Genomic DNA, 20,909 nt, shown 5'->3' on the forward strand with positions numbered 1-20,909 from the left:
GAGCAGGCATGTACGCGCGCGAGATCGAGGCCGACCTCACCGAAGTGCTCGTCACCGAAGCCGAGATCCACGCGAAGCTCGCCGAGCTCGCCCGCCGCATCGAGGCCGACTACGAGGGCGAGGACCTGCTGCTCGTCGGCGTGCTGAAGGGCGCGGTCATGGTCATGGCCGACCTGGCACGCGAATTGCGGCCGCACATCGGCATGGACTGGATGGCCGTCTCCTCGTACGGCGCCGGCACCCAGTCGTCGGGCGTCGTGCGCATCGTGAAAGACCTCGACTCCGACCTCACCGGCCGGCACGTGCTGATCGTCGAGGACATCATCGACTCGGGCCTCACGCTCAGCTGGCTGCTCGGCAACCTCGAGTCGCGCGGCGCGAAGTCGATCGAGATCTGCGCGCTGCTGCGCAAGCCCGACGCGGCCAAGGTCGAGGTCGACGTCAAGTACCTCGGCTTCGACATCCCGAATCAGTTCGTCGTCGGGTACGGCCTCGACTACGCCGAGAACTATCGCAATCTTCGGGATGTCGCGATCCTCGCGCCGCACGTCTACAGCTGAGGCTGCTCGCGCTGGGTGAACCCACGCAGCGTCGAACCCACGCAGCGTCGAACCCACGCGCGCCGAACCCTCGCGCGCCGGCGGGTCGCGGGCCTAGAGTCTTCGCATGGTCGATGGCCGCCGCAGCAGGGTGCGCGATGCCGGCGCCGCATTCGCGAGCAACTGGATCAATCCCAACCTGCGCCGGGCCCAGCTCAGCTTCCTCTGCGCGTGGACCGCGGAGTGGGCGTTCACGGTCGCGCTCGGCATCGTCGCCTATCGCGACGGCGGCGCCGTCGCGCTCGGGCTCATCGGACTGCTGCGCATGGTGCCGTCGGCGATCCTCGCCCCGCTGCTCTCACCCATCGCCGACCGCGGCCGCCGAGAGCGCGTGCTCGTGCTCGTCTCGGTCGTGCGGGGGGTCGCGACCGCCGCGGCCGCCGCGGTCGTCGCATTCTCGGGCCCGGTCGCGGTCGTCTATGCGCTCGCGGTGGCATCGACGATCGCCGCGACGCTGTACCGCCCGGCGCACTCGGCGCTGCTGCCCTCGCTCTGCCGCACCGGGCATGAGCTCGCGAGCGCCAACGTGGTGCGGGGGCTGCTCGATTCGGCGGCCACCCTGGTCGGCCCGCTGCTCGCGGCCGTGCTGTTGCAGTTCACGGGAGTCGACGTCGTGTTCGCCGTCGCCGCGGCCGCCTCGTTCGCGGCGGCGGCGCTGCTGCTGCGGCTGAACTACGACGCCCCGCCGCGCCCGCCGGCGCCGAAGCGCCCGAACCTGGCCAGAGAGGCGGCCGAGGGCATCAGGGCGGTGGCGGCCAGCCGCGAGCTGACGCTCATCCTCGCGCTCGCCGCGGCGCAGGCGCTCACGCGCGGCGGGCTCACCGTGTTCTCGGTCGTGGTCGCGATCGAGCTGCTCGGCACCGGAGAGCCGGGCGTCGGCGCCCTCATGACCGCGGTCGGGGTCGGTGCGGTGCTCGGCTCGCTCGCGGCCTCGCTGCTCGTGGGCACCGGCCGACTGGGCGTATGGTTCGCCGTCGGGGTGGGGCTCTGGGGTCTGCCCTTCACCCTCATCGGGCTCGCGCCGTTCGAAGCGCCCGCGCTCGGGCTGCTCGCCTTCGTCGGCGTCGGCAACGCGCTCATCGACGTCGCCGGGTTCACGCTCATCGCGCGCATGGCGCCCGATGCGGTGCTCGCGCGGGTGTTCGGAGTGCTCGAGAGTCTCGTCGCGGTCTTCATCGGCATCGGGGCGGTGGCCGCGTCGGCGCTCATCGAGTGGCTCGGCGTGCAGGGAGCCCTCATCGCGATCGGCCTCGTGTGCCCGGTGCTCGCGCTCGTGGCGTTGCCTCGGCTGCGGCGCATGGACCGCACGGTCGACGTGCTCGACGGTGACATCGCGCTGCTGCAGCGGGTGCCCATGTTCCGTGCGTTGCCGCTGCCCTCGATCGAGCAGTTGGCGCGCGGACTCGAACCGGCGGCCGTGCCCGCGGGGGCGACCGTGTTCGCCCAGGGCGACGTGGGCGATCGCTACTTCGTGATCGAATCGGGCGAGGCAGAGGTGATCGGCGACGGCCGGGTCGTCGCGACGCTCGGCCCCGGCGAGGGCTTCGGCGAGATCGCGCTGCTGCGTCGCACGCGCCGAACGGCCTCGGTCGTCGCGCGCAGTGCGCTCGCGCTGCGGGCGCTCGGATCAGCCGGGTTCCTGCCGGTCGTGCTCGGCTACACGGCGAGCGCACAGGCCGCCGCGGAGGCCGTCGACGGCGAGCTCGGCCGGTATTCGCCCACGGAGCCGTTCGGCGAGCCGCCACCCACCTGAAGTGGCCCACTCTCCTGAAGGGGTTGAGGCGCCGGCCGTTCAGTGGGATCGTGAGGCATGGACTCAGGCCGTGCCGTGCTGCTCATCGCAGACATCGGCGGCTACACCGACTACATGAGCACGCACCGCATGAGCCTCGCGCACGCCGAGGTCAACACCGGCCGCATGCTCGAACGCATGATCGACGCCGCGCCCGGCTTCGAACTCATCGAGATCGAGGGCGACGCCGCCTTCCTCTCGCGGCAGGTCGACGAAGGCGAATCGGATGCCTCGATCCCCGAGATCCTCGATGCCGCGGTCGCCATGCATCGTGCCTTCCACCTCGAGCGGGCCTACGTCACGGCCAACCTCTGCCCGTGCGTGGGGTGCAAGGGCGCGTCAGGGCTGCGGCTGAAGTTCGTCGCCCACGTCGGCGAGGTCGCGGTGCAGACGATCCGCGACCGGGTCAAACTGGTCGGCATCGACGTGATCCTCGTGCACCGCATGCTGAAGAACCCGGTCGACGTCCCCGAGTACGTGCTGCTCTCCGAAGAGCTCTACCGCACCGGCGAGAGCGCGGTGCCCGCGCCCGTGCACGAGGTGGCGCCCGAGCTCGAGGGATTCGGCGCCGTTCGCGCCTTCTTCGTCGACGTCGCAGACCTCGAGCAGGCGCCCGAGCCGCTGCCCGTTCCCTCGTGGCCCAAACGCATCGGGCAGACTTTCGCCGCCGTCGGCCCCGGCCTTCCGTACATGATCGGTCTGAGGAGCACGCGCCACTCGGCATCCGCTCAGTGAACTCGACAGCCCTCAGCGGCTGTGCTCACGGTCCGCTTCAGGCGCACTCCGCGCAGCCCTCAGCGAACACTCGGCCGCCATTCGGCGACTGCAATGTAGCCTGTGAGCACCATGAACATCAAGAAGATCCTGCGCGGGCCGATCATCTACATTCTGCTCGCGATCGTCGCGGTGTGGATCGGGTCGAGCCTGATCACCGCCTCGGGTTTCAAAGAGGTGTCGACGCAAGAGGGCTTGAAGCTGCTGAACGACGGCAAGGTCGCCTCGGTCAAGATCGTCGACGGTGAGAACCGCGTCGACATGACGCTCGCCAAGCCCGACGAGAAGCTCGGCGAACAGGTGCAGTTCTACTACATCACCCCCCGCGGGGCCGACATCGTGGCCGCCGTCGACGACGCGAACCCGAAAGAGGGCTTCAACGACGAGGTCCCGCAGCCGAACTGGTTCCTCTCGATGCTCGGCATTCTGCTGCCGCTCGTGCTCATCGGCCTCTTCTTCTGGATCATGCTGTCGGGCATGCAGGGCGGCGGCAACAAGGTCATGCAGTTCGGCAAGTCGAAGGCGAAGCTCGTCTCGAAAGAGAGCCCCAAGGTCACCTTCGACGACGTCGCGGGTGCCGAGGAGGCGATCGAGGAGCTGCACGAGATCAAGGAGTTCCTGAAGGAGCCCGCGAAGTTCCAGGCCGTCGGTGCACGCATCCCCAAGGGCGTGCTGCTCTACGGCCCTCCCGGCACCGGCAAGACGCTGCTCGCCCGCGCGGTCGCCGGTGAGGCGGGCGTGCCGTTCTACTCGATCTCGGGCTCCGACTTCGTCGAGATGTTCGTCGGCGTCGGCGCGTCCCGCGTGCGCGACCTCTTCGAACAGGCGAAGCAGAACGCGCCCGCCATCATCTTCGTCGACGAGATCGACGCGGTCGGCCGTCACCGCGGCGCCGGCCTCGGCGGCGGTCACGACGAGCGCGAGCAGACGCTGAACCAGCTGCTCGTCGAGATGGACGGCTTCGATCCGAAGACCAACGTCATCCTCATCGCGGCGACGAACCGCCCCGACATCCTCGACCCCGCGCTCCTGCGGCCCGGCCGCTTCGATCGTCAGATCGGCGTCGACGCGCCCGACATGAAGGGTCGTCAGCGCATCCTCGAGGTGCACTCGAAGGGCAAGCCCCTGGCGAGCGGCGTCGACCTCGAGGTGCTCGCCCGCAAGACTCCGGGCTTCACGGGTGCCGACCTCGCGAACGTGCTCAACGAGGCCGCGCTGCTCACGGCGCGTTCGAACGCGCAGCTCATCGACAACCGCGCCCTCGACGAGGCCGTCGACCGCGTCATCGCCGGCCCGCAGCGCCGCTCTCGCGTCATGAAGGACAAAGAGAAGCTCATCACGGCCTACCACGAGGGCGGCCACGCCCTCGCCGCGGCGGCGATGAACTACACCGACCCGGTCACCAAGATCACGATCCTGCCGCGTGGCCGCGCCCTGGGCTACACGATGGTGATGCCGCTCGAAGACAAGTACTCGGTCAGTCGCAACGAGCTGCTCGACCAGCTCGCCTACGCGATGGGCGGCCGGGTGGCGGAGGAGATCGTCTTCCACGACCCCTCGACGGGCGCGTCGAACGACATCGAGAAGGCCACCTCGACGGCCCGCAAGATGGTCACCGAGTACGGCATGAGCGCGAACGTCGGCGCCGTCAAGCTCGGGCAGTCGCAGGGTGAGGTCTTCCTCGGCCGCGACATGGGCCACCAGCGCGACTACTCCGAAGAGGTCGCAGAGACCGTCGACCTCGAGGTGCGCGCGCTCATCGAGCAGGCGCACGACGAGGCCTGGCAGGTGCTCAACGACAACCGCGACATCCTCGACAAGTTGGCCGCCGAGCTGCTCGAGCAGGAGACGCTCGACCACAAGCAGATCGCCGAGATCTTCAAAGACGTCAAGAAGCTGCCCGAGCGCCCGCTCTGGCTCTCGAGCGACAAGCGACCGGTCTCCGACCGTCCGCCCATCGCGTTCCCGACCGAGAAGATGCCGATCGATCAGGGTGCCGTCGACGGGGGAGTGGACTCCGGTCAGCTGCCCGTCGACAACGAGACCCCGGCACGCGCGCCGAAGTCGAACCCGCGGCCCGCGACCGCCTAGTCGCGGGCACGGCGAGTCCGTCGACCCGAAGAAGGGGAGCCATGGCCGGAGTTGACGCCGAGCGCATCCAGCGTGCGGTGCACGAGATCCTGCTCGCGATCGGTGAAGACCCGTCGCGACCGGGGCTCGAGCGCACACCGCAGCGGGTCGCCGAGGCCTACGCCGACTTCTTCGGCGGGCTCGACGTCGACCCGCTCAGCCACCTCGCCGATTCGGTGCCGATCGGGGCGACCGACGCCGGTGTGCCGGCGACGTCCGACGCGGTGGTGCTGCGCGACCTCGCGTTCCGCTCGGTGTGCGAGCACCACCTGCTGCCATTCGTCGGCACCGCGCACGTGGCCTACCTGCCGGGCGACCGGGTCGTGGGCCTCGGCCGCATCCCCGCGGTCGTCGACACGCTCGCGCGCCGGCCCCAGCTGCAGGAGCGGCTCACCGAGGAGATCGCCGACGCGCTCGTGGCGGGGCTCGACCCCCGAGGCGTGCTCGTCGTGCTCGACGCCCAGCACCGCTGCGTGACCACGCGGGGGTCGCGTCAGGAGCGCAGTTCAACCGTGACGATCGCGAGCCGCGGCGCGCTCTCGGAGCCTGCCGCCCGGAGCGAGATCATCACGCTCATCGGGGCGCAGGCGCATGCCTGACGGCCCGTCGCGCACGTTGATCCCGTCGCGCACGTTGATCATGGGCGTCGTGAACGTCACGCCCGACTCGTTCAGCGACGGCGGCACGTGGTTCGACGCCGACGCCGCGATCGCGCACGGCCTCGAACTCGTCGCCGACGGTGCCGACATCATCGACGTCGGCGGCGAGTCCACCCGCCCGGGCGCCGCCCGCGTCGCGCCCGAGGAAGAGCTGCGCCGGGTCGTGCCGGTCATCCGCGAACTCGCGAGCAGCGGCATCCGGGTCAGTGTCGACACCATGCGCGCCGCGACCGCGCAAGCCGCCGTCGCGGCCGGGGCCGAGATCATCAACGACGTCTCCGCCGGGCTCGCCGACGCGGCGATGGGCCCGATCGCGGCCGAGACGGGCGCGAGGTACGTCGCGATGCACTGGCGCGGGCACTCCGACCGCATGGACTCGCTCGCCGAGTACGCCGACGTCGCCGTCGAGGTGCGCGACGAGCTCGCACGCCGCGTCGACGCGCTCATCGCGGCCGGGGTCGCCCGCGAGAAGCTCATTCTCGACCCCGGCCTCGGCTTCGCCAAGCACGGCGATCAGAACTGGCAGCTGCTCGGCCGGCTCGACGTGCTCGCGGAGCTCGGGCTGCCGATCATCGTGGGGGCCTCGCGCAAGCGGTTCCTCGGCGCGATGCTTCCCGCCGAGGCATCCGTCACCGATCGCGACCTGCCGACCGCGGTCGTGAGCGCGCTCTCGGCGCAGGCGGGTGCGTGGGCCGTGCGCGTGCACGACGTGCAGGGCACCCGCCGCGCCCTCGACGTCCTCGGTGCATGGCAGAGTGGACGACGTGACTGAACAGCGCTCACGCGGGCGAGGCGACCGCATCACCCTTACCGGGCTTCGCGTTCGCGCGCATCACGGCGTGTTCGATTTCGAACGGGCCGACGGTCAGGACTTCGTGATCGACGTCTCGGTCGCGGTCGACCTCGCCGCCGCGGCGGCCTCCGACGAACTCGAACGCACGGTGCACTACGGCGAACTCGCCGAGGCCGTCGTGGCCGCCGTCGAGCGCGACCCGGTCGACCTCATCGAGACCGTCGCCGAGCGGGTCGCCGCCGTGGCGCTCGGATTCGCCGCGGCCCGCGAGGTCGAGGTCACGGTGCACAAGCCGCAGGCGCCGATCTCCGTGCCCTTCGCCGACGTGGCCGTCACGATCGTGCGGGGCAGGTCATGACCCGCGCCGTCATCGCCTTCGGGGCCAACCTCGGCGACCGCGAGCACACGATCGCCGCAGCCGTGCGCGAGATCGCCGAGACCGACGGGGTCGCGCTCACGGCGGTGTCGCCCGTCTACGAGACGGCCGCGATCACAGACGCCGGCGTCGACGACGACGCCCCCCGATACCTGAACGGCGTCATCGTCGTCGACACGGCGCTCGAGCCGCTCGCGCTGCTCGACGTGCTGCAGCGCATCGAACTCGAGCACGGGCGGGTGCGCGCCGAGCACTGGGGCGATCGCACCCTCGACCTCGACCTCATCGACGTCGACGGCGTGGTGCTCGACGACGAGCGGCTCGTGCTGCCGCATCCGCGTGCCTGGCAGCGGGCGTTCGTGCTGGCGCCGTGGCTCGACGTCGAGCCCGATGCCGTGCTCGCCGGCCGCGGGCCGATCGCCGAGCTGCGCGCTGCGGCGCCCGACGAGGTGGTGCGACGGTGAAACGCACCCACGTCTCCACGATCATCGCCTTCGTGCTCGCCGGCCTCGTCGCCGGGTACCTCATCGATCTCGCGATCGTCTCGAACGGGTCGAAGGCGATCGTGCCGCCGATCTCGCTGCCGATCACGCTCGCCGGGGTCGCCGCGCTCGTCATCGCGTTCGCCTGGCCCATTCGCCGAGCGGTGAAGGGCAAGTCGACGAAGCATCTCGACCCGTTCCGGGCGATGCGCACCGCGGTGCTCGCGAAGGCGTGCAGCCTGAGCGGGGCGGTCATGCTCGGGTTCGGCCTCGGCATCACGCTGTTCCTCCTGACGCGCAGCGTCGTGGCCGCGCCCGCGACGATCTGGCTCGCCGTCGCCACCGCGATCGGCGCGGCCCTGCTTCTGGCGGGCGGCCTCGTCGCGGAGTTCTTCTGCACGCTGCCGCCCGACGACACCGACACCGAGAAGAAAGAGCATGCGCATGCCTGAGGCGCCCGGCCGCCAACCCGACGAGCCCGTCGAGCCCGTGCGAGACGAGCAGCCCGTGCCCGAGGCATCCGACGCCGGCTGGCAGCGCGTCTCGCCGAAGTACGTCTTCGTCGAGGTGATCGGTTCGATCATCGGCCTGATCGTCGTCGTGGCCATCGCCCTCGTGGCGTACTTCTTCCTCCACTGGCAGTGGGCGCTGTGGGCCGCGATCGCGGTCGCCGTGGTCTCGATCATCGGCATCGCCCTCGAACCGCGCCGCGTGCGGTCGATCCAGTACCGGTTGCGCGCCGACGACCTGCTGTTCCGTCGCGGCATCATGTTCCAGCGGCAGGTGGCGGTGCCCTACGGCCGCATGCAGCTCGTCGACATCACCCGCGGACCGGTGGCCCGCGCCCTCGACCTCGCCGACCTCAAGTTCGTCACGGCGGCCGCAGCGAGCGCGGTCACCGTGCCGGGCCTGCCCATGGCGGAGGCCGATCGACTGCGCGACGAACTCGTCGCCCTCGCCGAGTCGCGCCGGGCGGGGCTGTGAACGCAGCCGCGCGCGGGCAGGCGACCGTGCACCTCGCCGACGGCGAGTGGCATCGGCTGCACCCGGCGAGCCCACTGCTGCGCGGCGGCCTCGTGTTCATCGCGGTGCTGGGCTTCGTGATCGCGAACCTGCGCGAGCGGGTCATCGACATCTTCCTCACGGTCTTCGCGCCCGAGACGGACAGCCAGATCGACGTCGAGTACGACGAGTGGCAACAAGACTGGGCGAACGACCCGGTCGGCGGCATCGTGATGAACGGGCTCGTGGGGTGGGCGCTGCTCGCGGTCGCCGCGGTCGTCATCGCGGTCATCATCGGGTTCTGGCTCTCGTGGCGCATGCACACCTTCCGGGTCTCGAACGAGGCGGTCGAGGTGCGCAGCGGCATCCTCTTCCGCTCGCATCGGAGCGCGCGACTCGACCGCATCCAGGGCATCAACGTCAACCGGCCGCTGTTCGCCCGCATCTTCGGCACCGCGAAGCTCGAGATCTCGGTCGCCGGCCAGTCGGCGAACGTGCAGCTCGCCTACCTCGGGTCGTCGCTCGCCGACGTGCTGCGCGCCGACGTGCTGCGCCTCGCCTCGGGTGCGCGGGCCGAGCGGGCCGAGCAGGCCGGGGGCACGACGCCGATGGCGCCGATGGCGCCGATGGCACCGACGGCAGCGGCGCCGGCGGGCCGAGCGGATGCCGCGGCTCCCGTCACCGCCCGCGCCGGCGCCTTCGTGGCGCAGCGCGTCGACGAGTTCCTCGCCCCCGAGCTCGACCCCGATCTCGCTCCACCCGAGTCGGTCGTGCACCTGCCGCTCGGTCGGGTGATCGGGTCGACGCTCCTCGGCGGCTCCACGCTCTGGGCGATCATCCTCGTCGCGATCATCGTGGTCGGCGTCACGACCGGCCAGACCTGGATCCTCTTCAGCTTCGTGCCGGCCGCGATCGGTCTCGTGAGCTACACGTGGTCGCGCATCACGAAGTCGATGCGCTACTCGATCGCCGGCACGCCCGACGGCGTGCGCATCGGCCACGGCCTGCTCTCGACCGGCAACCAGACGATCCCGCCGGGTCGGGTGCACGCCGTCGAGGCGACGCAGTGGGTGTTCTGGCGGCCGTTCGGCTGGTGGTCGGTGCGCATCAACGTCGCGGGGCAGTCCGCCTCCGGTGCGGGCGACGCGGCGCAGCGCACGGTCGTGCTGCCGGTCGGTCTCGCGGCCGACGTGCACCGGGTGCTCGCCCTGTTGATTCCGGATGCCGCGGCCGACGTCGAGCCGCTGGTCGAAACGGGGCTCGTGGGCCGGGGCGAGGCGGGCGGCTTCTCCGTCACGCCGAGACGTGCAGCGTGGTTGCGGCCCTTCTCGTGGAAGCGCATCGGTCTGGCCGAGACGGCCGGGGTCGCCGTCATCCGACGGGGCGCGCTCGTCCGCAGCCTGAGTCTCGTGCCGCTCGCACGCATGCAGTCGGTCGCGCTCTCGGTCGGCCCGATCGAACGCGCGCTCGACCTCGCGACCCTGCGCCTGCACACCGTGACCGGCCCGGTCAGTGCCGTGCTGCCGGTCGCCGATCGCACCGAAGCCACCGAGCTCTTCGAGCGGATCGCACACGTCGCCGTCGAACGCGCGGCGAGCGACACCTCGCACCACTGGGGCGCGGCGCAGCACCGCGACGAGACGGCGCAACCGCACGGCGAGCACGACGAGCACGACGAACACGACGAGCACGACGGGCGCGACGAGACGGCGCAACCGCACGGCGAGACGGGTCAGCGCCATGTCGGCTGATCGCCCAGGCCGGCTCGGCGTCGGCACCATCGGCGCCGGTCGCGTCGGCGCCGTGCTCGCCTCGGCTCTCGCCGGCGCCGGGCACGCGCTGACGGGCATCGCCGCCGTCTCCGACGCGAGCCGCGAGCGGGCCGCCGCCATGCTGCCCGCGGTGCCGGTGCTGCCGATCCCCGAGATCATCGAACGCAGTGAGCTCGTGCTGCTCGCGGTGCCCGAGGCCGAGCTCGGGCCGCTCGTCGCGGGTCTCGCCGAGGCGGGCGCCTGGCAGCCCGGTCAGCTCGTGCTGCACACCGTCGCGCGCTTCGGCACGGGCGTGCTGGCTCCGGCGCGCGCGGCCGGAGCGATTCCGCTCGCGGTGCACCCGGCCATGAGCTTCACCGGCACGAGCATCGACCTCGCTCGGCTGCCCGGCACGTGGTTCGCCGTCACCGCGCCCGCACCGGTGCTGCCGATCGGCCAGGCGCTCGTCGTCGAGATGGGAGGCGAGCCGTTCGTCGTCGCCGAGTCCGACCGCGCGGCCTACGGCGAGGCCGTCGACACGGCGGTCTCGTTCTCGAGCACGATCGTCGACCAGGCGAGCGGCCTGCTCGGCGGCATCGGCGTGGGCCGCCCCGGAGCCGTGCTCGCCCCGCTCGTGCGCAGCGCCGTCGAGAACGCCCTCGCGCGGCACGACAGCGGGTACGCCGAGGGTGCCGATACGATCGACAAGGCCGGCACCGACTGGCCGCTGGGGGGTGACGCATGACCGAGGCCGCATCGGGCGTGCGCGTCGTTGCGACCATCGACGAGTTGCGCGCGCTGCTCCGCGAGCGGCGTGCGGCCGGGGCATCCGTCGCCCTCGTACCGACCATGGGGGCGCTGCACGCCGGCCATCTGGCACTCGTGGCGCGCGCTCGTGAGATGGCCGACGTGGTCGTCGTGTCGATCTTCGTGAACCCGCTGCAGTTCGGCCCGAGCGAAGACCTCGACCGTTACCCGCGCACGCTCGACGCCGACGTCGCCGCGCTCGCGGGGCTCGGGGTCGCGTTCGTCTTCGCCCCCGCCGTCGACGAGATGTACCCGATCGGAGCCGTCGGCACGACCCTCACCGCCGGTCCGGTCGGCTCGCTCTACGAGGGCGCATCGCGCCCGGGCCACTTCGACGGCATGCTGACCGTCGTCGGCAAGCTGCTCAACATCGTGCAGCCCGACGTCGCCGTCTTCGGCCAGAAAGACGCGCAGCAGGTCTTCCTGGTTCGCCGGATGGTCGACGATCTCGACGTGCCGACCGCGATCGAGGTCGTGCCGACCGTGCGCGAGGCCGACGGACTCGCGCTCTCGAGCCGCAACCGCTTTCTCGACCCGGCGCAGCGCGAGGCTGCACTCACCCTGATCGAGGCGCTCAGGGCAGCGGATGCCGCGGGGCCCGACGGCCTCGCCGAGGTGCTCGCCGAGGGGGCCGCCGCCTTCGGCGACCACGACGACGTGGCCCTCGACTATCTCGTGGTCGTCGACCCCGCGACGTTCCTGCCCGTCGCCGACGACGCGCGAGGCGCGGCCGTGGTGCTCGTCGCCGCGCGTGTAGGCGCGACCCGGCTCATCGACAACGCCGCCGTCACGCTCGGCTGACCGCCGCCGCAACTTCGGAGATCTTCACAGGATCGGATGCGGGCCGCGGGTTCGATCCGATCCTACGACGATCTCCGCTCAGGGGGCACAAGTTAGGCTGGTGCCCGCACCTTTTCGCACGACGAGAGAGAACAATGGCCGACGAGACGCCGAACCAGCCCGCCGAATCCACTGCCGATGAGATCAACGCCGATGAGATCTCCGAGCAGAAGGCCGTGCGTCTCGCCAAGCGCGAACGGCTGAACGCGGCATCCGACGACCGTGCTCTCGGTGCGTATCCCGTGCGCCTGCCGATCACGGCGACGATCCCGCAGGTGCGCGACCGCTTCGTCGGCCTCGGCGTCGACGAGGCGAGCGGCGAGCAGGTCGGCGTCGCCGGCCGCGTCGTGCATTCGCGCAACACCGGCAAGCTGTGCTTCGCCACGCTGCAGTCGGGTGACGGCAGCCGCATCCAGGCCATGGTCTCGCTCGCCGAGGTCGGCGAGGAGTCGCTCGCCGAGTGGAAGGAGCTCGTCGACCTGGGCGACCACGTGTTCGTCGCCGGCGAGGTCATCACGAGCCGCCGCGGCGAGCTCTCGATCATGGTGAACCAGTGGCGCATCGCCTCGAAGGCGATCCTGCCGCTGCCGAACCTGCACAACGAGCTCTCCGAAGAGATGCGCGTGCGCAGCCGCTACCTCGACCTGATCTCGCGCGAGCAGGCCCGCAAGAACGTCATCGACCGGGCGAAGGTCAACGCGAGCCTTCGGCGCACCTTCGACTCGCTCGGTTTCATCGAGGTCGAGACGCCGATGCTGCAGGTCATGCACGGCGGGGCATCCGCTCGCCCGTTCGTCACGCAGTCCAACGCGTTCGACACCGAGCTGTACCTGCGCATCGCGCCCGAGCTGTACCTGAAGCGCGCCGTCGTGGGCGGCATCGAGCGGGTCTACGAGATCAACCGCAACTTCCGCAACGAGGGCGCCGACTCGACGCACTCGCCCGAGTTCGCGATGCTCGAGGCCTACGAGGCCTACGGCGACTACACCACGATCGCCGACCTCACCCAGAAATTGATCCAGGATGCCGCGCTCGCGACGTCGGGCTCGCACGTCGTGACCTGGGCCGACGGCACCGACTTCGACCTCGGCGGCGACTGGGCGCGCATCTCGATGTACGACTCGCTCTCCGAGGCGATCGGCGAGACGATCACCTCGTCGACCCCGGTCGAGCGCCTGAAGCAGCTCGCCGACGACGCCGGCCTCGAGGTCGATCACCCGCTGCCCGGCAAGTACGTCGAAGAGCTGTGGGAGCACCACGTGAAGTCGGGCCTCGTGCGGCCGACCTTCGTCATGGACTTCCCGCTCGACACCTCGCCCCTCGTGCGCGAGCACCGCTCGATCCCGGGCGTCGTCGAGAAGTGGGACCTCTACATCCGCGGCTTCGAGCTCGCGACCGGCTACTCCGAGCTCGTCGACCCCGTCGTGCAGCGCGAGCGCTTCGTCGAGCAGGCGAAGCTCGCCGCCGGCGGCGACCCCGAGGCGATGCGCCTCGACGAGGAGTTCCTGCGGGCGCTCGAGTTCGGCATGCCGCCGTCGGGTGGCATGGGCATGGGCATCGACCGACTGCTGATGGCGCTCACCGGCCTCGGCATCCGCGAGACGATCCTCTTCCCGCTGGTCAAGTGAGCGGGCACGGTCGCGTGAACGATCGAGAGAGCGGATGCCGCGCATGAACGACTACCTTCCGAAGGGCGAACTCGAACCCGAGCAAGACCCCAAGCGCCCGTCGAACACGCGTCTCGGCATCTGGATCGTGGTCGGTGCGATCGGGCTCTACCTCGTCGGTTCGGGCATCTGGGGCCTCGTCACCGGCGGCTGACCCCGACCCGCCGGCACGAGGCCCGAAGCTGCGAATTCGGAGAAAGAACGTATCCTTGTAGATCTATGGACGAATTCTGGGCGAATGCGATCTGGTCGCTCGCGCCGACCGTGCTCATCGGACTCATCTTCTGGTTCGTGATGCGTGCGGTCATCCACGCCGACCGCAACGAGCGCAAGGCCTACGCCCGCGTCGAAGCGGAGGAGCGGGCCAAGCTCGCCAAGCAGCGACCGGCAGCTTGACGGCATGACCTCGGAGCAGGCGGCGCTCCTCCTCGCCGGGGTCGTGTTCGTCGTCGACGTGATCATCCGTGTCACGGCGGTCATCGTCGTGCCGCGCAACCGACGGCCGACGGCGGGCATGGCGTGGCTGCTCGCGATCTTCTTCCTCCCGTTCATCGGGGTGTTCTTCTTCCTGCTGATCGGCAACCCGAAGCTGCCGAAGCACCGGCGCGAGAAGCAGGCCGAGGTCGACCGCTACATCCGCGAGTCGACGCACGGCGTCGAGCGGGTCAGCGACCCGGGGCACTGGCCGGCCTGGTTCGAGGGCGTCGTGCGGCTGAACCGCAACCTCGGTTCGATGCCCCTCATCGGCTCGAACAGCGCGAGCCTGATCGGCGACTACCAGGGTTCGCTCGATGCGATGACCGACGCGGTGCGCGATGCCAAGCGCTACGTGCACGTCGAGTTCTACATCCTCGCCCTCGACGCCACGACGGCACCGTTCTTCGACGCCCTCGGCGACGCAGTCGCGCGCGGGGTCGACGTGCGGGTCATGCTCGACCACGTGGCATCCGTTCGGGTCAAGGGATACCGCAGGACGCTCGAGCGGCTCACGGCCATGGGTGTGCGGTGGCAGCTCATGCTGCCGGTGCAGCCGTTCAAGGGCAAGTACCAGCGGCCCGACCTGCGCAACCACCGCAAGATCCTCGTCGCCGACGGCGAGGTGGGGTTCATGGGGTCGCAGAACATCATCGACCGCAGCTACAACAAGCGAAGCAACATCCGTCGCGGCCTGAAATGGAAGGAGCTCGTCGTGCGCGTCGAGGGGCCGATCGTGGCCGGCCTCGATGCGATCTTCGCCACCGACTGGTTCCTCGAGACCGGCGAGGAGCCTGTGCGCGACCTGTCCGAGTCGCTCGACCAGCCGGGTGAGGCGCAAGACCTCGACTGCCAGGTCGTGCCGAGTGGGCCGGGGTTCCCGAACGAGAACAACCTCAAGCTCTTCCTCGCGCTGATGTACGCCGCCGAAGAGCGCATCATCATCACGAGCCCGTACTTCGTGCCCGACGATGCGATGCTGCGTGCCATCAGCGGCGCGACGCAGCGCGGCATCCACGTCGAGCTCTTCGTCTCCGAGATCGGCGATCAGGCGCTCGTCTACCACGCTCAGCGCTCGTACTACGAGGCGCTGCTGCGCGCCGGCGTGAAGATCTTCATGTACAAGGCGCCGTACATCCTGCATTCCAAGCACTTCACGATCGACGACGACGTCGCGGTGATCGGCTCGAGCAACATGGACATCCGCTCGTTCGAGCTCAACATGGAGATCTCGCTCCTCGTGCGGGGCGCGTCGTTCGTGCGCGAGATGCGCGCCGTCGAAGACGGCTACCGCCGAGACAGCCGCGAGCTGACCCTCGACGAGTGGATGCGGCAGCCGCTGCGTTCGACCGTGCTCGACAACCTCGCCCGGCTCAGCTCGGCGCTGCAGTAGCGCGCCCTGTGCCCTGCGCGCCCTGCGGGCCAGGTGCGCCTGCGGGCTTCGTGCTCCTGCGCTACGCGCGCGGCCGCAAGTGCACCGTCGGCATCTCGGGTGCGGCCAGCGGTTCGCCGTCGTACCCCGTGACGGTGCCGAACCGCCCGTCGGGGTTGTCGCGGCCGATGACGTCGGCCTGCCACTGGCGGCGGTACTCCACGATCTCGTCGTGGTCGCGGCCGATGAAGTTCCACCACATCACGAGCGCCTCGTCGAAGGGCGTGCCGCCGATGAGGATCACCCGCACCGGGGCATCCGTCGCCCGCAGTCTGACGCCCTCGTGACCGACGGGCAGATAGCCGAGCTCGCTCCGCGCGAGCGTGGCGGTGTGGCCGGTCTCGGCGAGTGGAACGAGTCGCCCCGGGTCGTCGGCCTCGTCGTCGAGCGCGGCGATGGTCACGCCGACCGGGCCGAGATCGACGAGCAGGCCGTGCTCGAACGAGGGGTCGAGGTCGATCCAGGCCTCGCCGCCGGCCGGCAGTTCGATCTGGGCGCCCACGAGAGCCGAGAAGAGGGTGACGGGGCCGTCGCGCAGATCGCCGGGCGCATCGCCGTGGGCTTCATGACCGGATGCCGCGGCCGGGGCCCCAGGCAACGACCCGGCGAAGACCCGTACGCGGGCGTCGTCGACCTCGACCTCTGCGATCTCGGCGTGCTCGAAGAAGGGCGCGACGTTGCGCGAATCCGCGGGCAGCGCGACCCAGAGCTGCACGCCGTGCAGCAGGGTGGTCTGCGGGGTCGAGACCTCCGAGTGCGAGATGCCGCGCCCGGCCGTCATCAGGTTCACGGCGCCGGGGCGCACCATCTCGTGGCTGCCGGTGCTGTCGCGGTGCTCGATCTCGCCCTCGAAGAGCCAGCTCACGGTCTGCAGCCCGGTGTGCGGGTGCGGCGGCACGACCATGCCGCCGGAGGCAGCGACGTCGTCGGGGCCGTAGTGGTCGGCGAAGCACCACGCGCCGATCGTCGTGCGGCCGCGCTGGGGCAGGGTGCGACGAACGTTCATCGCCCGCGGGCCGCCGAGCGGCACCTCTCGCGGCGTCAGTACCGCGATCGCGGGATCCGTAGCGACCTCGGGCGGACACAGCAGTTCAGCGGGGTCGCGTTCGAGGTTGCTCATGTCGAGATTCTACGCGGGGCACCCGTGCACGGGGCGGGGCCGACCGTTAGCATGGCGGCATGGCTTCTTCGATGCGTCTTCGTCGTGCTGGTCTCCTCGCCCTGGCGGTCTCGTCGGTGTTCCTCCTGTCGGCGTGCAACCCGCCGGCCGGGGCCGCCGAGAACTTCTCCGGGGTGCCGACCGAGGCCGACGCCGACGTCGTCGACGTCGACTCGGGCACCGACCCGGCTGGCGACACCCACGAGATCCCCACCGAGCGTCCCACCGCGGTGTGGTGGGCCGACGGCGGCCAGATCGCGTTCATCACCGTCGGCAGTTCGACCTGCCCCGTCGTGGGCGAGCAGATCCGCGTGCTCGACCCCGCCGGCAAGGGCAACCGCGTCGTGATCGACCTCGTCGAGCGGCCGGCGGACCAGATCTGCACGATGGACATGGTGGATCACACGACCCTGTTCTGGACCCCGGTCACCGTCACGACGACCGAGCCGCTCATCGTCGAGGTCGGCGGCGACGAGATCACGATTCCGGTCAAGTAGCCACGGCCCGGCCGGGTCGCAGTACGAGCAGCTCGCCGATCTCGCAGTCGAGCGCTTCGCAGATCGCCTGCAGCGTCGAGAAGCGGATGGCGCGTGCCCGGTCGTTCTTCAGCACGCTCAGGTTGACCACGGTGACGCCGACGAGCTCGCTGAGGCGGGTGAGCGTCATGTCGCGGGCGACGAGCAGTTCGTCGAGCCTGCAGTGCACATCGGATGCCTCGTCGGCATCGGCGGGCGCCATCAGACGAGCCCCTCGGTGTCGCGTTGCAGGCGCGCCCGTTCGCGTTCGGTGCGGTCGCCGATCGAGAAGACGCCGGCCACCGTGCCGAGCAGCAACCCGACGAACAACCAGATTCCGGTGAACTCCCACGACCAGGCCGTGCCGAGCGCGGTGTCGTGGCTGCCGCCGGTGATCACCTCGGTGGCGACGCCCTCCACGATGTTGTCGAGCACCTCGGATGCGGTGCCCAGCACCATGAGCGCGATCGAGGTGATCATGAGCACGACGGTCGTCGAGCGCATGAACGGCCGGCCGGCGCGCAATCGCAACAGCACGGTGACGAAGGCCGCGACGATCGTCGCGATGATCGCGATCGAGAGGGCGTGCTGGGCGAGCACGAGGTCGCGGAGCTCATCGGGAACATCGCCGAGGGTGACCACCGCGTCGTTCAGCTGGGTGGCGCCGATCACCGTCGCATCGGGCGAGTCGGGAAGGGCGATCTCGCGTGGACTCCCGCCGAGCGGGAGCGTGAAGACGTACACCCCCTCGGTGCCGAGCTTCTGGATGATCGACATCGAGAACGTCCAGACGAAGAACACCGTGATGAGTGCGGTGATGCCGAGCAGGACGTCGATGGCGAGACGGTCGCCGCGCGAGGGCCGCCGGGTGCGGTCGGGGCGATGTCGGCGTTCATGGGATCGATCACGTTTCCACCTCATATCGTTCATCGATAACATCGAATATCGATACGGTAGGCCGTTCGCGTGTCGGCGTCAACCCGGGCCCGGGCCACGATCGTGATGCGCCCACGGCGAACAGCGCCCCACGCGACATCCGCCTTGTTTACGCTCGTTATATCGGCGCCCCTACCCAGCGGGGTCGTGAGGAGTAGAGATGTTCGAGAGATTCACCGACCGAGCCCGTCGTGTCGTCGTCTTGGCCCAAGAAGAGGCCAAGATGCTCAACCACAACTACATCGGCACCGAGCACATCCTGCTCGGGCTCATCCACGAGGGTGAGGGCGTCGCCGCCAAGGCGCTCGAGTCGCTCGGCATCTCGCTCGACGCCGTGCGCGAGCAGGTGCAAGACATCATCGGCCAGGGTCAGCAGCAGCCGACGGGGCACATCCCGTTCACACCGCGCGCCAAGAAGGTGCTCGAGCTCTCGCTCCGCGAAGCGCTGCAGCTCGGCCACAACTACATCGGCACCGAGCACATCCTCCTCGGGCTCATCCGCGAGGGCGAGGGCGTCGCCGCCCAGGTGCTCGTGAAGCTGGGCGCCGACCTCAACCGCGTGCGCCAGCAGGTCATCCAGCTGCTCTCGGGCTACCAGGGCAAAGAGCAGGTGCAGGTCGGCGCCAACGAGCAGACCACCCCGCAGGGCGGCTCGCAGATCCTCGACCAGTTCGGCCGCAACCTCACGCAGGCCGCTCGCGAGTCGAAGCTCGACCCCGTGATCGGGCGCGAGAAAGAGATCGAGCGCGTCATGCAGATCCTCTCGCGTCGATCGAAGAACAACCCCGTGCTGATCGGCGAGCCCGGCGTCGGCAAGACCGCCGTCGTCGAGGGTCTCGCACAGGCGATCGTCAAGGGCGAGGTGCCCGAGACGCTGAAAGACAAGCAGCTCTACTCGCTCGACCTCGGCTCGCTCATCGCCGGCTCGCGCTACCGCGGTGACTTCGAAGAGCGCCTGAAGAAGGTCACGAAAGAGATCCGCACGCGCGGCGACATCATCGTCTTCATCGACGAGATCCACACGCTCGTGGGTGCAGGTGCCGCCGAGGGCGCGATCGACGCCGCCTCGATCTTGAAGCCGCTGCTCGCGCGCGGAGAGCTGCAGACCATCGGTGCCACGACGCTCGACGAGTACCGCAAGCACTTCGAGAAGGACGCCGCGCTTGAGCGCCGCTTCCAGCCGATCCAGGTCGCCGAGCCGAGCCTGCCCCACACGATCAACATCCTGAAGGGCCTGCGCGACCGCTACGAGGCCCACCACAAGGTCTCGATCACCGACGGTGCGCTCGTGGCCGCGGCGAACCTCGCCGACCGCTACGTCTCCGACCGGTTCCTGCCCGACAAGGCGATCGACCTGATCGACGAGGCCGGAGCGCGCCTGCGCCTCTCGATCCTCTCGAGCCCGCCCGAGCTGCGGGAGTTCGACGAGAAGATCGCCGTCGTGCGCGCCGCGAAAGAGACCGCGATCGAAGAGCAGGACTTCGAGAAGGCCGCGTCGCTGCGCGACGAGGAGAAGAACCTGCTCGGCGAGCGCCTGCGCCTCGAGAAGCAGTGGAAGTCGGGCGACGTCAAGACGACCGCGGTCGTCGACGAGGGCCTGATCGCCGAGGTGCTCGCACAGGCCACCGGCATCCCCGTCTTCAAGCTCACCGAAGAGGAGTCGTCGCGACTCGTCTTCATGGAGAAGGCGCTGCACGAGCGCGTCATCGGTCAGGAGGAGGCCATCTCGGCCCTCGCCAAGACCATCCGCCGCACCCGGGCCGGGCTGAAAGATCCGAAGCGCCCCTCGGGCTCGTTCATCTTCGCCGGCCCCACGGGCGTCGGCAAGACCGAGCTCGCCAAGGCGCTCGCCGAGTTCCTCTTCGACGACGAGGCGGCGATGATCTCGCTCGACATGTCGGAGTACGGCGAGAAGCACACGGTCTCGCGCCTGTTCGGCGCCCCTCCCGGGTTCGTCGGCTTCGAAGAGGGCGGCCAGCTCACCGAGAAGGTGCGCCGCAAGCCGTTCTCGGTCGTGCTCTTCGACGAGATCGAGAAAGCCCACCCCGACATCTTCAACTCGCTCCTGCAGATCCTCGAAGAGGGTCGCTTGACCGACGGTCAGGGTCGTGTCGTCGACTTCAAGAACACGGTCATCATCATGACGACCAACCTCGGCACGAAAGACATCTCGAGCGGGCCGGTCGGCTTCCAGCTCGAGGGCGACCCCCGCACCGGGTACGACCTCATGCGCGGCAAGGTGAACGAAGAGCTGAAGAAGCACTTCAAGCCCGAGTTCCTGAACCGTGTCGACGAGATCATCGTGTTCCCGCAGCTCTCCAAGCCCGAGCTGCTGCAGATCGTCGACCTGTTCATCAAGCGCCTCAGCGAGCGCCTGCTCGATCGCGACATGACGGTCGACCTCACGGTCTCCGCGAAGGAGCGACTCATCGAGGTCGGCTTCGACCCGGCGCTCGGTGCACGCCCGCTGCGTCGCGCGGTGCAGCGTGAGATCGAAGACCGTCTCTCCGAGAAGATCCTGCACGGCGAGCTCAACGCCGGCGACCACGTGCACGTCGACTTCGCCGACGGCGAGTTCGTCTTCACGACGACGCAGCGCGAGCTGCCCGTCTCGGTCGGCGTCAACACCGCCGCAGCGATCGGCACCGGCCCGGCCACACCCGATCTGGCGGCTGCCGCGGGCGAGTAACGAGAACGACACGAAGGGGGCGGATGCTGCGG

The 20,909-nt window shown here is 69.9% G+C and carries 22 protein-coding genes; 19 read left to right on the forward strand and 3 right to left on the reverse strand.

Annotated elements, in window-relative coordinates:
* Nucleotides 1–8: 8 nt before the first annotated feature.
* The 17 genes from hpt to cls all read left to right on the forward strand — a co-directional run bounded on the left by hpt (nt 9) and on the right by cls (nt 15,539).
* On the forward strand, nt 9–560 hold the full coding sequence (gene hpt, locus ACWGST_RS12490; protein ID WP_452046989.1) for a hypoxanthine phosphoribosyltransferase: 552 nt from the start codon (nt 9–11) through the stop codon (nt 558–560).
* Between the two features lie 106 nt (nt 561–666).
* On the forward strand, nt 667–2,352 hold the full coding sequence (locus ACWGST_RS12495) for an MFS transporter (protein WP_452046990.1): 1,686 nt from the start codon (nt 667–669) through the stop codon (nt 2,350–2,352).
* Nucleotides 2,353–2,409: 57 nt separating this feature from the next.
* A complete protein-coding gene (locus tag ACWGST_RS12500; RefSeq protein WP_452046991.1) occupies nt 2,410–3,126 on the forward strand; it encodes a DUF2652 domain-containing protein in 717 nt (238 codons plus the stop codon).
* Between the two features lie 111 nt (nt 3,127–3,237).
* Complete coding sequence (ftsH, locus tag ACWGST_RS12505; protein ID WP_452047009.1) at nt 3,238–5,256, forward strand: ATP-dependent zinc metalloprotease FtsH; 2,019 nt, start codon at nt 3,238–3,240, stop codon at nt 5,254–5,256.
* Nucleotides 5,257–5,297: 41 nt separating this feature from the next.
* On the forward strand, nt 5,298–5,894 hold the full coding sequence (gene folE / locus ACWGST_RS12510; RefSeq protein WP_452046992.1) for a GTP cyclohydrolase I: 597 nt from the start codon (nt 5,298–5,300) through the stop codon (nt 5,892–5,894).
* Nucleotides 5,887–6,726, forward strand: a complete 840-nt coding sequence (gene folP, locus ACWGST_RS12515; RefSeq protein ID WP_452046993.1) for a dihydropteroate synthase — start codon at nt 5,887–5,889, stop codon at nt 6,724–6,726. Before folE ends, folP begins: the two co-directional genes overlap by 8 nt.
* Nucleotides 6,719–7,105: a dihydroneopterin aldolase gene (gene folB / locus ACWGST_RS12520; RefSeq protein ID WP_452046994.1), complete on the forward strand. Its 387-nt coding sequence runs from the start codon at nt 6,719–6,721 to the stop codon at nt 7,103–7,105. The genes folP and folB overlap by 8 nt, the downstream gene beginning before the upstream one ends.
* A complete protein-coding gene (folK, locus tag ACWGST_RS12525; RefSeq protein WP_452046995.1) occupies nt 7,102–7,587 on the forward strand; it encodes a 2-amino-4-hydroxy-6-hydroxymethyldihydropteridine diphosphokinase in 486 nt (161 codons plus the stop codon). Before folB ends, folK begins: the two co-directional genes overlap by 4 nt.
* Entirely contained in the window at nt 7,584–8,057 is a 474-nt protein-coding gene (locus ACWGST_RS12530) for a DUF3180 domain-containing protein (RefSeq protein WP_452046996.1), read from the forward strand. Before folK ends, ACWGST_RS12530 begins: the two co-directional genes overlap by 4 nt.
* Nucleotides 8,050–8,589, forward strand: a complete 540-nt coding sequence (locus ACWGST_RS12535; protein WP_452046997.1) for a PH domain-containing protein — start codon at nt 8,050–8,052, stop codon at nt 8,587–8,589. The genes ACWGST_RS12530 and ACWGST_RS12535 overlap by 8 nt, the downstream gene beginning before the upstream one ends.
* Nucleotides 8,586–10,358 carry a PH domain-containing protein gene (locus tag ACWGST_RS12540; protein ID WP_452046998.1) on the forward strand — a complete coding sequence of 591 codons (1,773 nt, stop codon included), beginning with the start codon at nt 8,586–8,588 and terminating at the stop codon, nt 10,356–10,358. The genes ACWGST_RS12535 and ACWGST_RS12540 overlap by 4 nt, the downstream gene beginning before the upstream one ends.
* Nucleotides 10,348–11,103 carry a Rossmann-like and DUF2520 domain-containing protein gene (locus ACWGST_RS12545; protein ID WP_452046999.1) on the forward strand — a complete coding sequence of 252 codons (756 nt, stop codon included), beginning with the start codon at nt 10,348–10,350 and terminating at the stop codon, nt 11,101–11,103. Before ACWGST_RS12540 ends, ACWGST_RS12545 begins: the two co-directional genes overlap by 11 nt.
* Entirely contained in the window at nt 11,100–11,966 is an 867-nt protein-coding gene (gene panC / locus ACWGST_RS12550) for a pantoate--beta-alanine ligase (protein WP_452047000.1), read from the forward strand. The genes ACWGST_RS12545 and panC overlap by 4 nt, the downstream gene beginning before the upstream one ends.
* A 134-nt stretch (nt 11,967–12,100) precedes the next feature.
* On the forward strand, nt 12,101–13,633 hold the full coding sequence (lysS, locus tag ACWGST_RS12555; protein ID WP_452047001.1) for a lysine--tRNA ligase: 1,533 nt from the start codon (nt 12,101–12,103) through the stop codon (nt 13,631–13,633).
* 43 nt (nt 13,634–13,676) lie between these two features.
* Complete coding sequence (locus ACWGST_RS12560) at nt 13,677–13,826, forward strand: hypothetical protein (protein ID WP_452047002.1); 150 nt, start codon at nt 13,677–13,679, stop codon at nt 13,824–13,826.
* A 65-nt stretch (nt 13,827–13,891) separates the two neighbouring features.
* Entirely contained in the window at nt 13,892–14,068 is a 177-nt protein-coding gene (locus tag ACWGST_RS12565) for a hypothetical protein (protein ID WP_375835304.1), read from the forward strand.
* Nucleotides 14,069–14,072: 4 nt separating this feature from the next.
* Nucleotides 14,073–15,539: a cardiolipin synthase gene (gene cls / locus ACWGST_RS12570; RefSeq protein WP_452047003.1), complete on the forward strand. Its 1,467-nt coding sequence runs from the start codon at nt 14,073–14,075 to the stop codon at nt 15,537–15,539.
* A 61-nt stretch (nt 15,540–15,600) separates the two neighbouring features.
* On the opposite strand, the gene ACWGST_RS12575 is transcribed toward cls, so the two are convergent.
* On the reverse strand, nt 15,601–16,698 hold the full coding sequence (locus ACWGST_RS12575) for a pirin family protein (RefSeq protein ID WP_452047004.1): 1,098 nt from the start codon (nt 16,696–16,698) through the stop codon (nt 15,601–15,603).
* Nucleotides 16,699–16,757: 59 nt separating this feature from the next.
* Here ACWGST_RS12575 and ACWGST_RS12580 point away from each other — a divergent pair, with 59 nt between their 5' ends.
* Nucleotides 16,758–17,234 carry a hypothetical protein gene (locus ACWGST_RS12580; RefSeq protein ID WP_452047005.1) on the forward strand — a complete coding sequence of 159 codons (477 nt, stop codon included), beginning with the start codon at nt 16,758–16,760 and terminating at the stop codon, nt 17,232–17,234.
* Here the strand turns inward: ACWGST_RS12580 and ACWGST_RS12585 are convergent.
* Together ACWGST_RS12585 and ACWGST_RS12590 are read right to left on the reverse strand one after the other, a co-directional pair.
* Entirely contained in the window at nt 17,227–17,475 is a 249-nt protein-coding gene (locus tag ACWGST_RS12585; RefSeq protein ID WP_452047006.1) for a helix-turn-helix domain-containing protein, read from the reverse strand. The genes ACWGST_RS12580 and ACWGST_RS12585 overlap by 8 nt on opposite strands.
* Nucleotides 17,475–18,173, reverse strand: coding sequence for a hypothetical protein (locus tag ACWGST_RS12590; RefSeq protein ID WP_452047007.1), 699 nt, complete (start codon nt 18,171–18,173; stop codon nt 17,475–17,477). Before ACWGST_RS12590 ends, ACWGST_RS12585 begins: the two co-directional genes overlap by 1 nt.
* A gap of 175 nt (nt 18,174–18,348) precedes the next feature.
* Between ACWGST_RS12590 and ACWGST_RS12595 the strand changes: the two genes are divergently transcribed.
* Nucleotides 18,349–20,877 (forward strand): ATP-dependent Clp protease ATP-binding subunit, encoded by a 2,529-nt coding sequence (locus tag ACWGST_RS12595; protein ID WP_452047008.1) that lies wholly within the window; start codon nt 18,349–18,351, stop codon nt 20,875–20,877.
* Nucleotides 20,878–20,909: the final 32 nt, after the last annotated feature.

Source organism: Agromyces sp. NPDC055520, from assembly GCF_053619715.1.

What these genes read in the sequence shown, in the direction of transcription:
- ACWGST_RS12560 (WP_452047002.1), top strand. Translation starts at nt 13,677, where the DNA reads ATGAACGACTACCTTCCGAAGGGCGAACTCGAACCCGAGCAAGACCCC.
- hpt (WP_452046989.1), top strand. Translation starts at nt 9, where the DNA reads ATGTACGCGCGCGAGATCGAGGCCGACCTCACCGAAGTGCTCGTCACC.
- panC (WP_452047000.1), top strand. Translation starts at nt 11,100, where the DNA reads ATGACCGAGGCCGCATCGGGCGTGCGCGTCGTTGCGACCATCGACGAG.
- ACWGST_RS12580 (WP_452047005.1), top strand. Translation starts at nt 16,758, where the DNA reads ATGGCTTCTTCGATGCGTCTTCGTCGTGCTGGTCTCCTCGCCCTGGCG.
- ACWGST_RS12545 (WP_452046999.1), top strand. Translation starts at nt 10,348, where the DNA reads ATGTCGGCTGATCGCCCAGGCCGGCTCGGCGTCGGCACCATCGGCGCC.
- ACWGST_RS12565 (WP_375835304.1), top strand. Translation starts at nt 13,892, where the DNA reads ATGGACGAATTCTGGGCGAATGCGATCTGGTCGCTCGCGCCGACCGTG.
- ftsH (WP_452047009.1), top strand. Translation starts at nt 3,238, where the DNA reads ATGAACATCAAGAAGATCCTGCGCGGGCCGATCATCTACATTCTGCTC.
- folP (WP_452046993.1), top strand. Translation starts at nt 5,887, where the DNA reads ATGCCTGACGGCCCGTCGCGCACGTTGATCCCGTCGCGCACGTTGATC.
- ACWGST_RS12590 (WP_452047007.1), bottom strand. Translation starts at nt 18,173, where the DNA reads ATGAGGTGGAAACGTGATCGATCCCATGAACGCCGACATCGCCCCGAC.
- lysS (WP_452047001.1), top strand. Translation starts at nt 12,101, where the DNA reads ATGGCCGACGAGACGCCGAACCAGCCCGCCGAATCCACTGCCGATGAG.
- ACWGST_RS12575 (WP_452047004.1), bottom strand. Translation starts at nt 16,698, where the DNA reads ATGAGCAACCTCGAACGCGACCCCGCTGAACTGCTGTGTCCGCCCGAG.
- ACWGST_RS12535 (WP_452046997.1), top strand. Translation starts at nt 8,050, where the DNA reads ATGCCTGAGGCGCCCGGCCGCCAACCCGACGAGCCCGTCGAGCCCGTG.
- ACWGST_RS12495 (WP_452046990.1), top strand. Translation starts at nt 667, where the DNA reads ATGGTCGATGGCCGCCGCAGCAGGGTGCGCGATGCCGGCGCCGCATTC.
- folK (WP_452046995.1), top strand. Translation starts at nt 7,102, where the DNA reads ATGACCCGCGCCGTCATCGCCTTCGGGGCCAACCTCGGCGACCGCGAG.
- ACWGST_RS12585 (WP_452047006.1), bottom strand. Translation starts at nt 17,475, where the DNA reads ATGGCGCCCGCCGATGCCGACGAGGCATCCGATGTGCACTGCAGGCTC.
- cls (WP_452047003.1), top strand. Translation starts at nt 14,073, where the DNA reads ATGACCTCGGAGCAGGCGGCGCTCCTCCTCGCCGGGGTCGTGTTCGTC.
- ACWGST_RS12595 (WP_452047008.1), top strand. Translation starts at nt 18,349, where the DNA reads ATGTTCGAGAGATTCACCGACCGAGCCCGTCGTGTCGTCGTCTTGGCC.
- ACWGST_RS12500 (WP_452046991.1), top strand. Translation starts at nt 2,410, where the DNA reads ATGGACTCAGGCCGTGCCGTGCTGCTCATCGCAGACATCGGCGGCTAC.
- folE (WP_452046992.1), top strand. Translation starts at nt 5,298, where the DNA reads ATGGCCGGAGTTGACGCCGAGCGCATCCAGCGTGCGGTGCACGAGATC.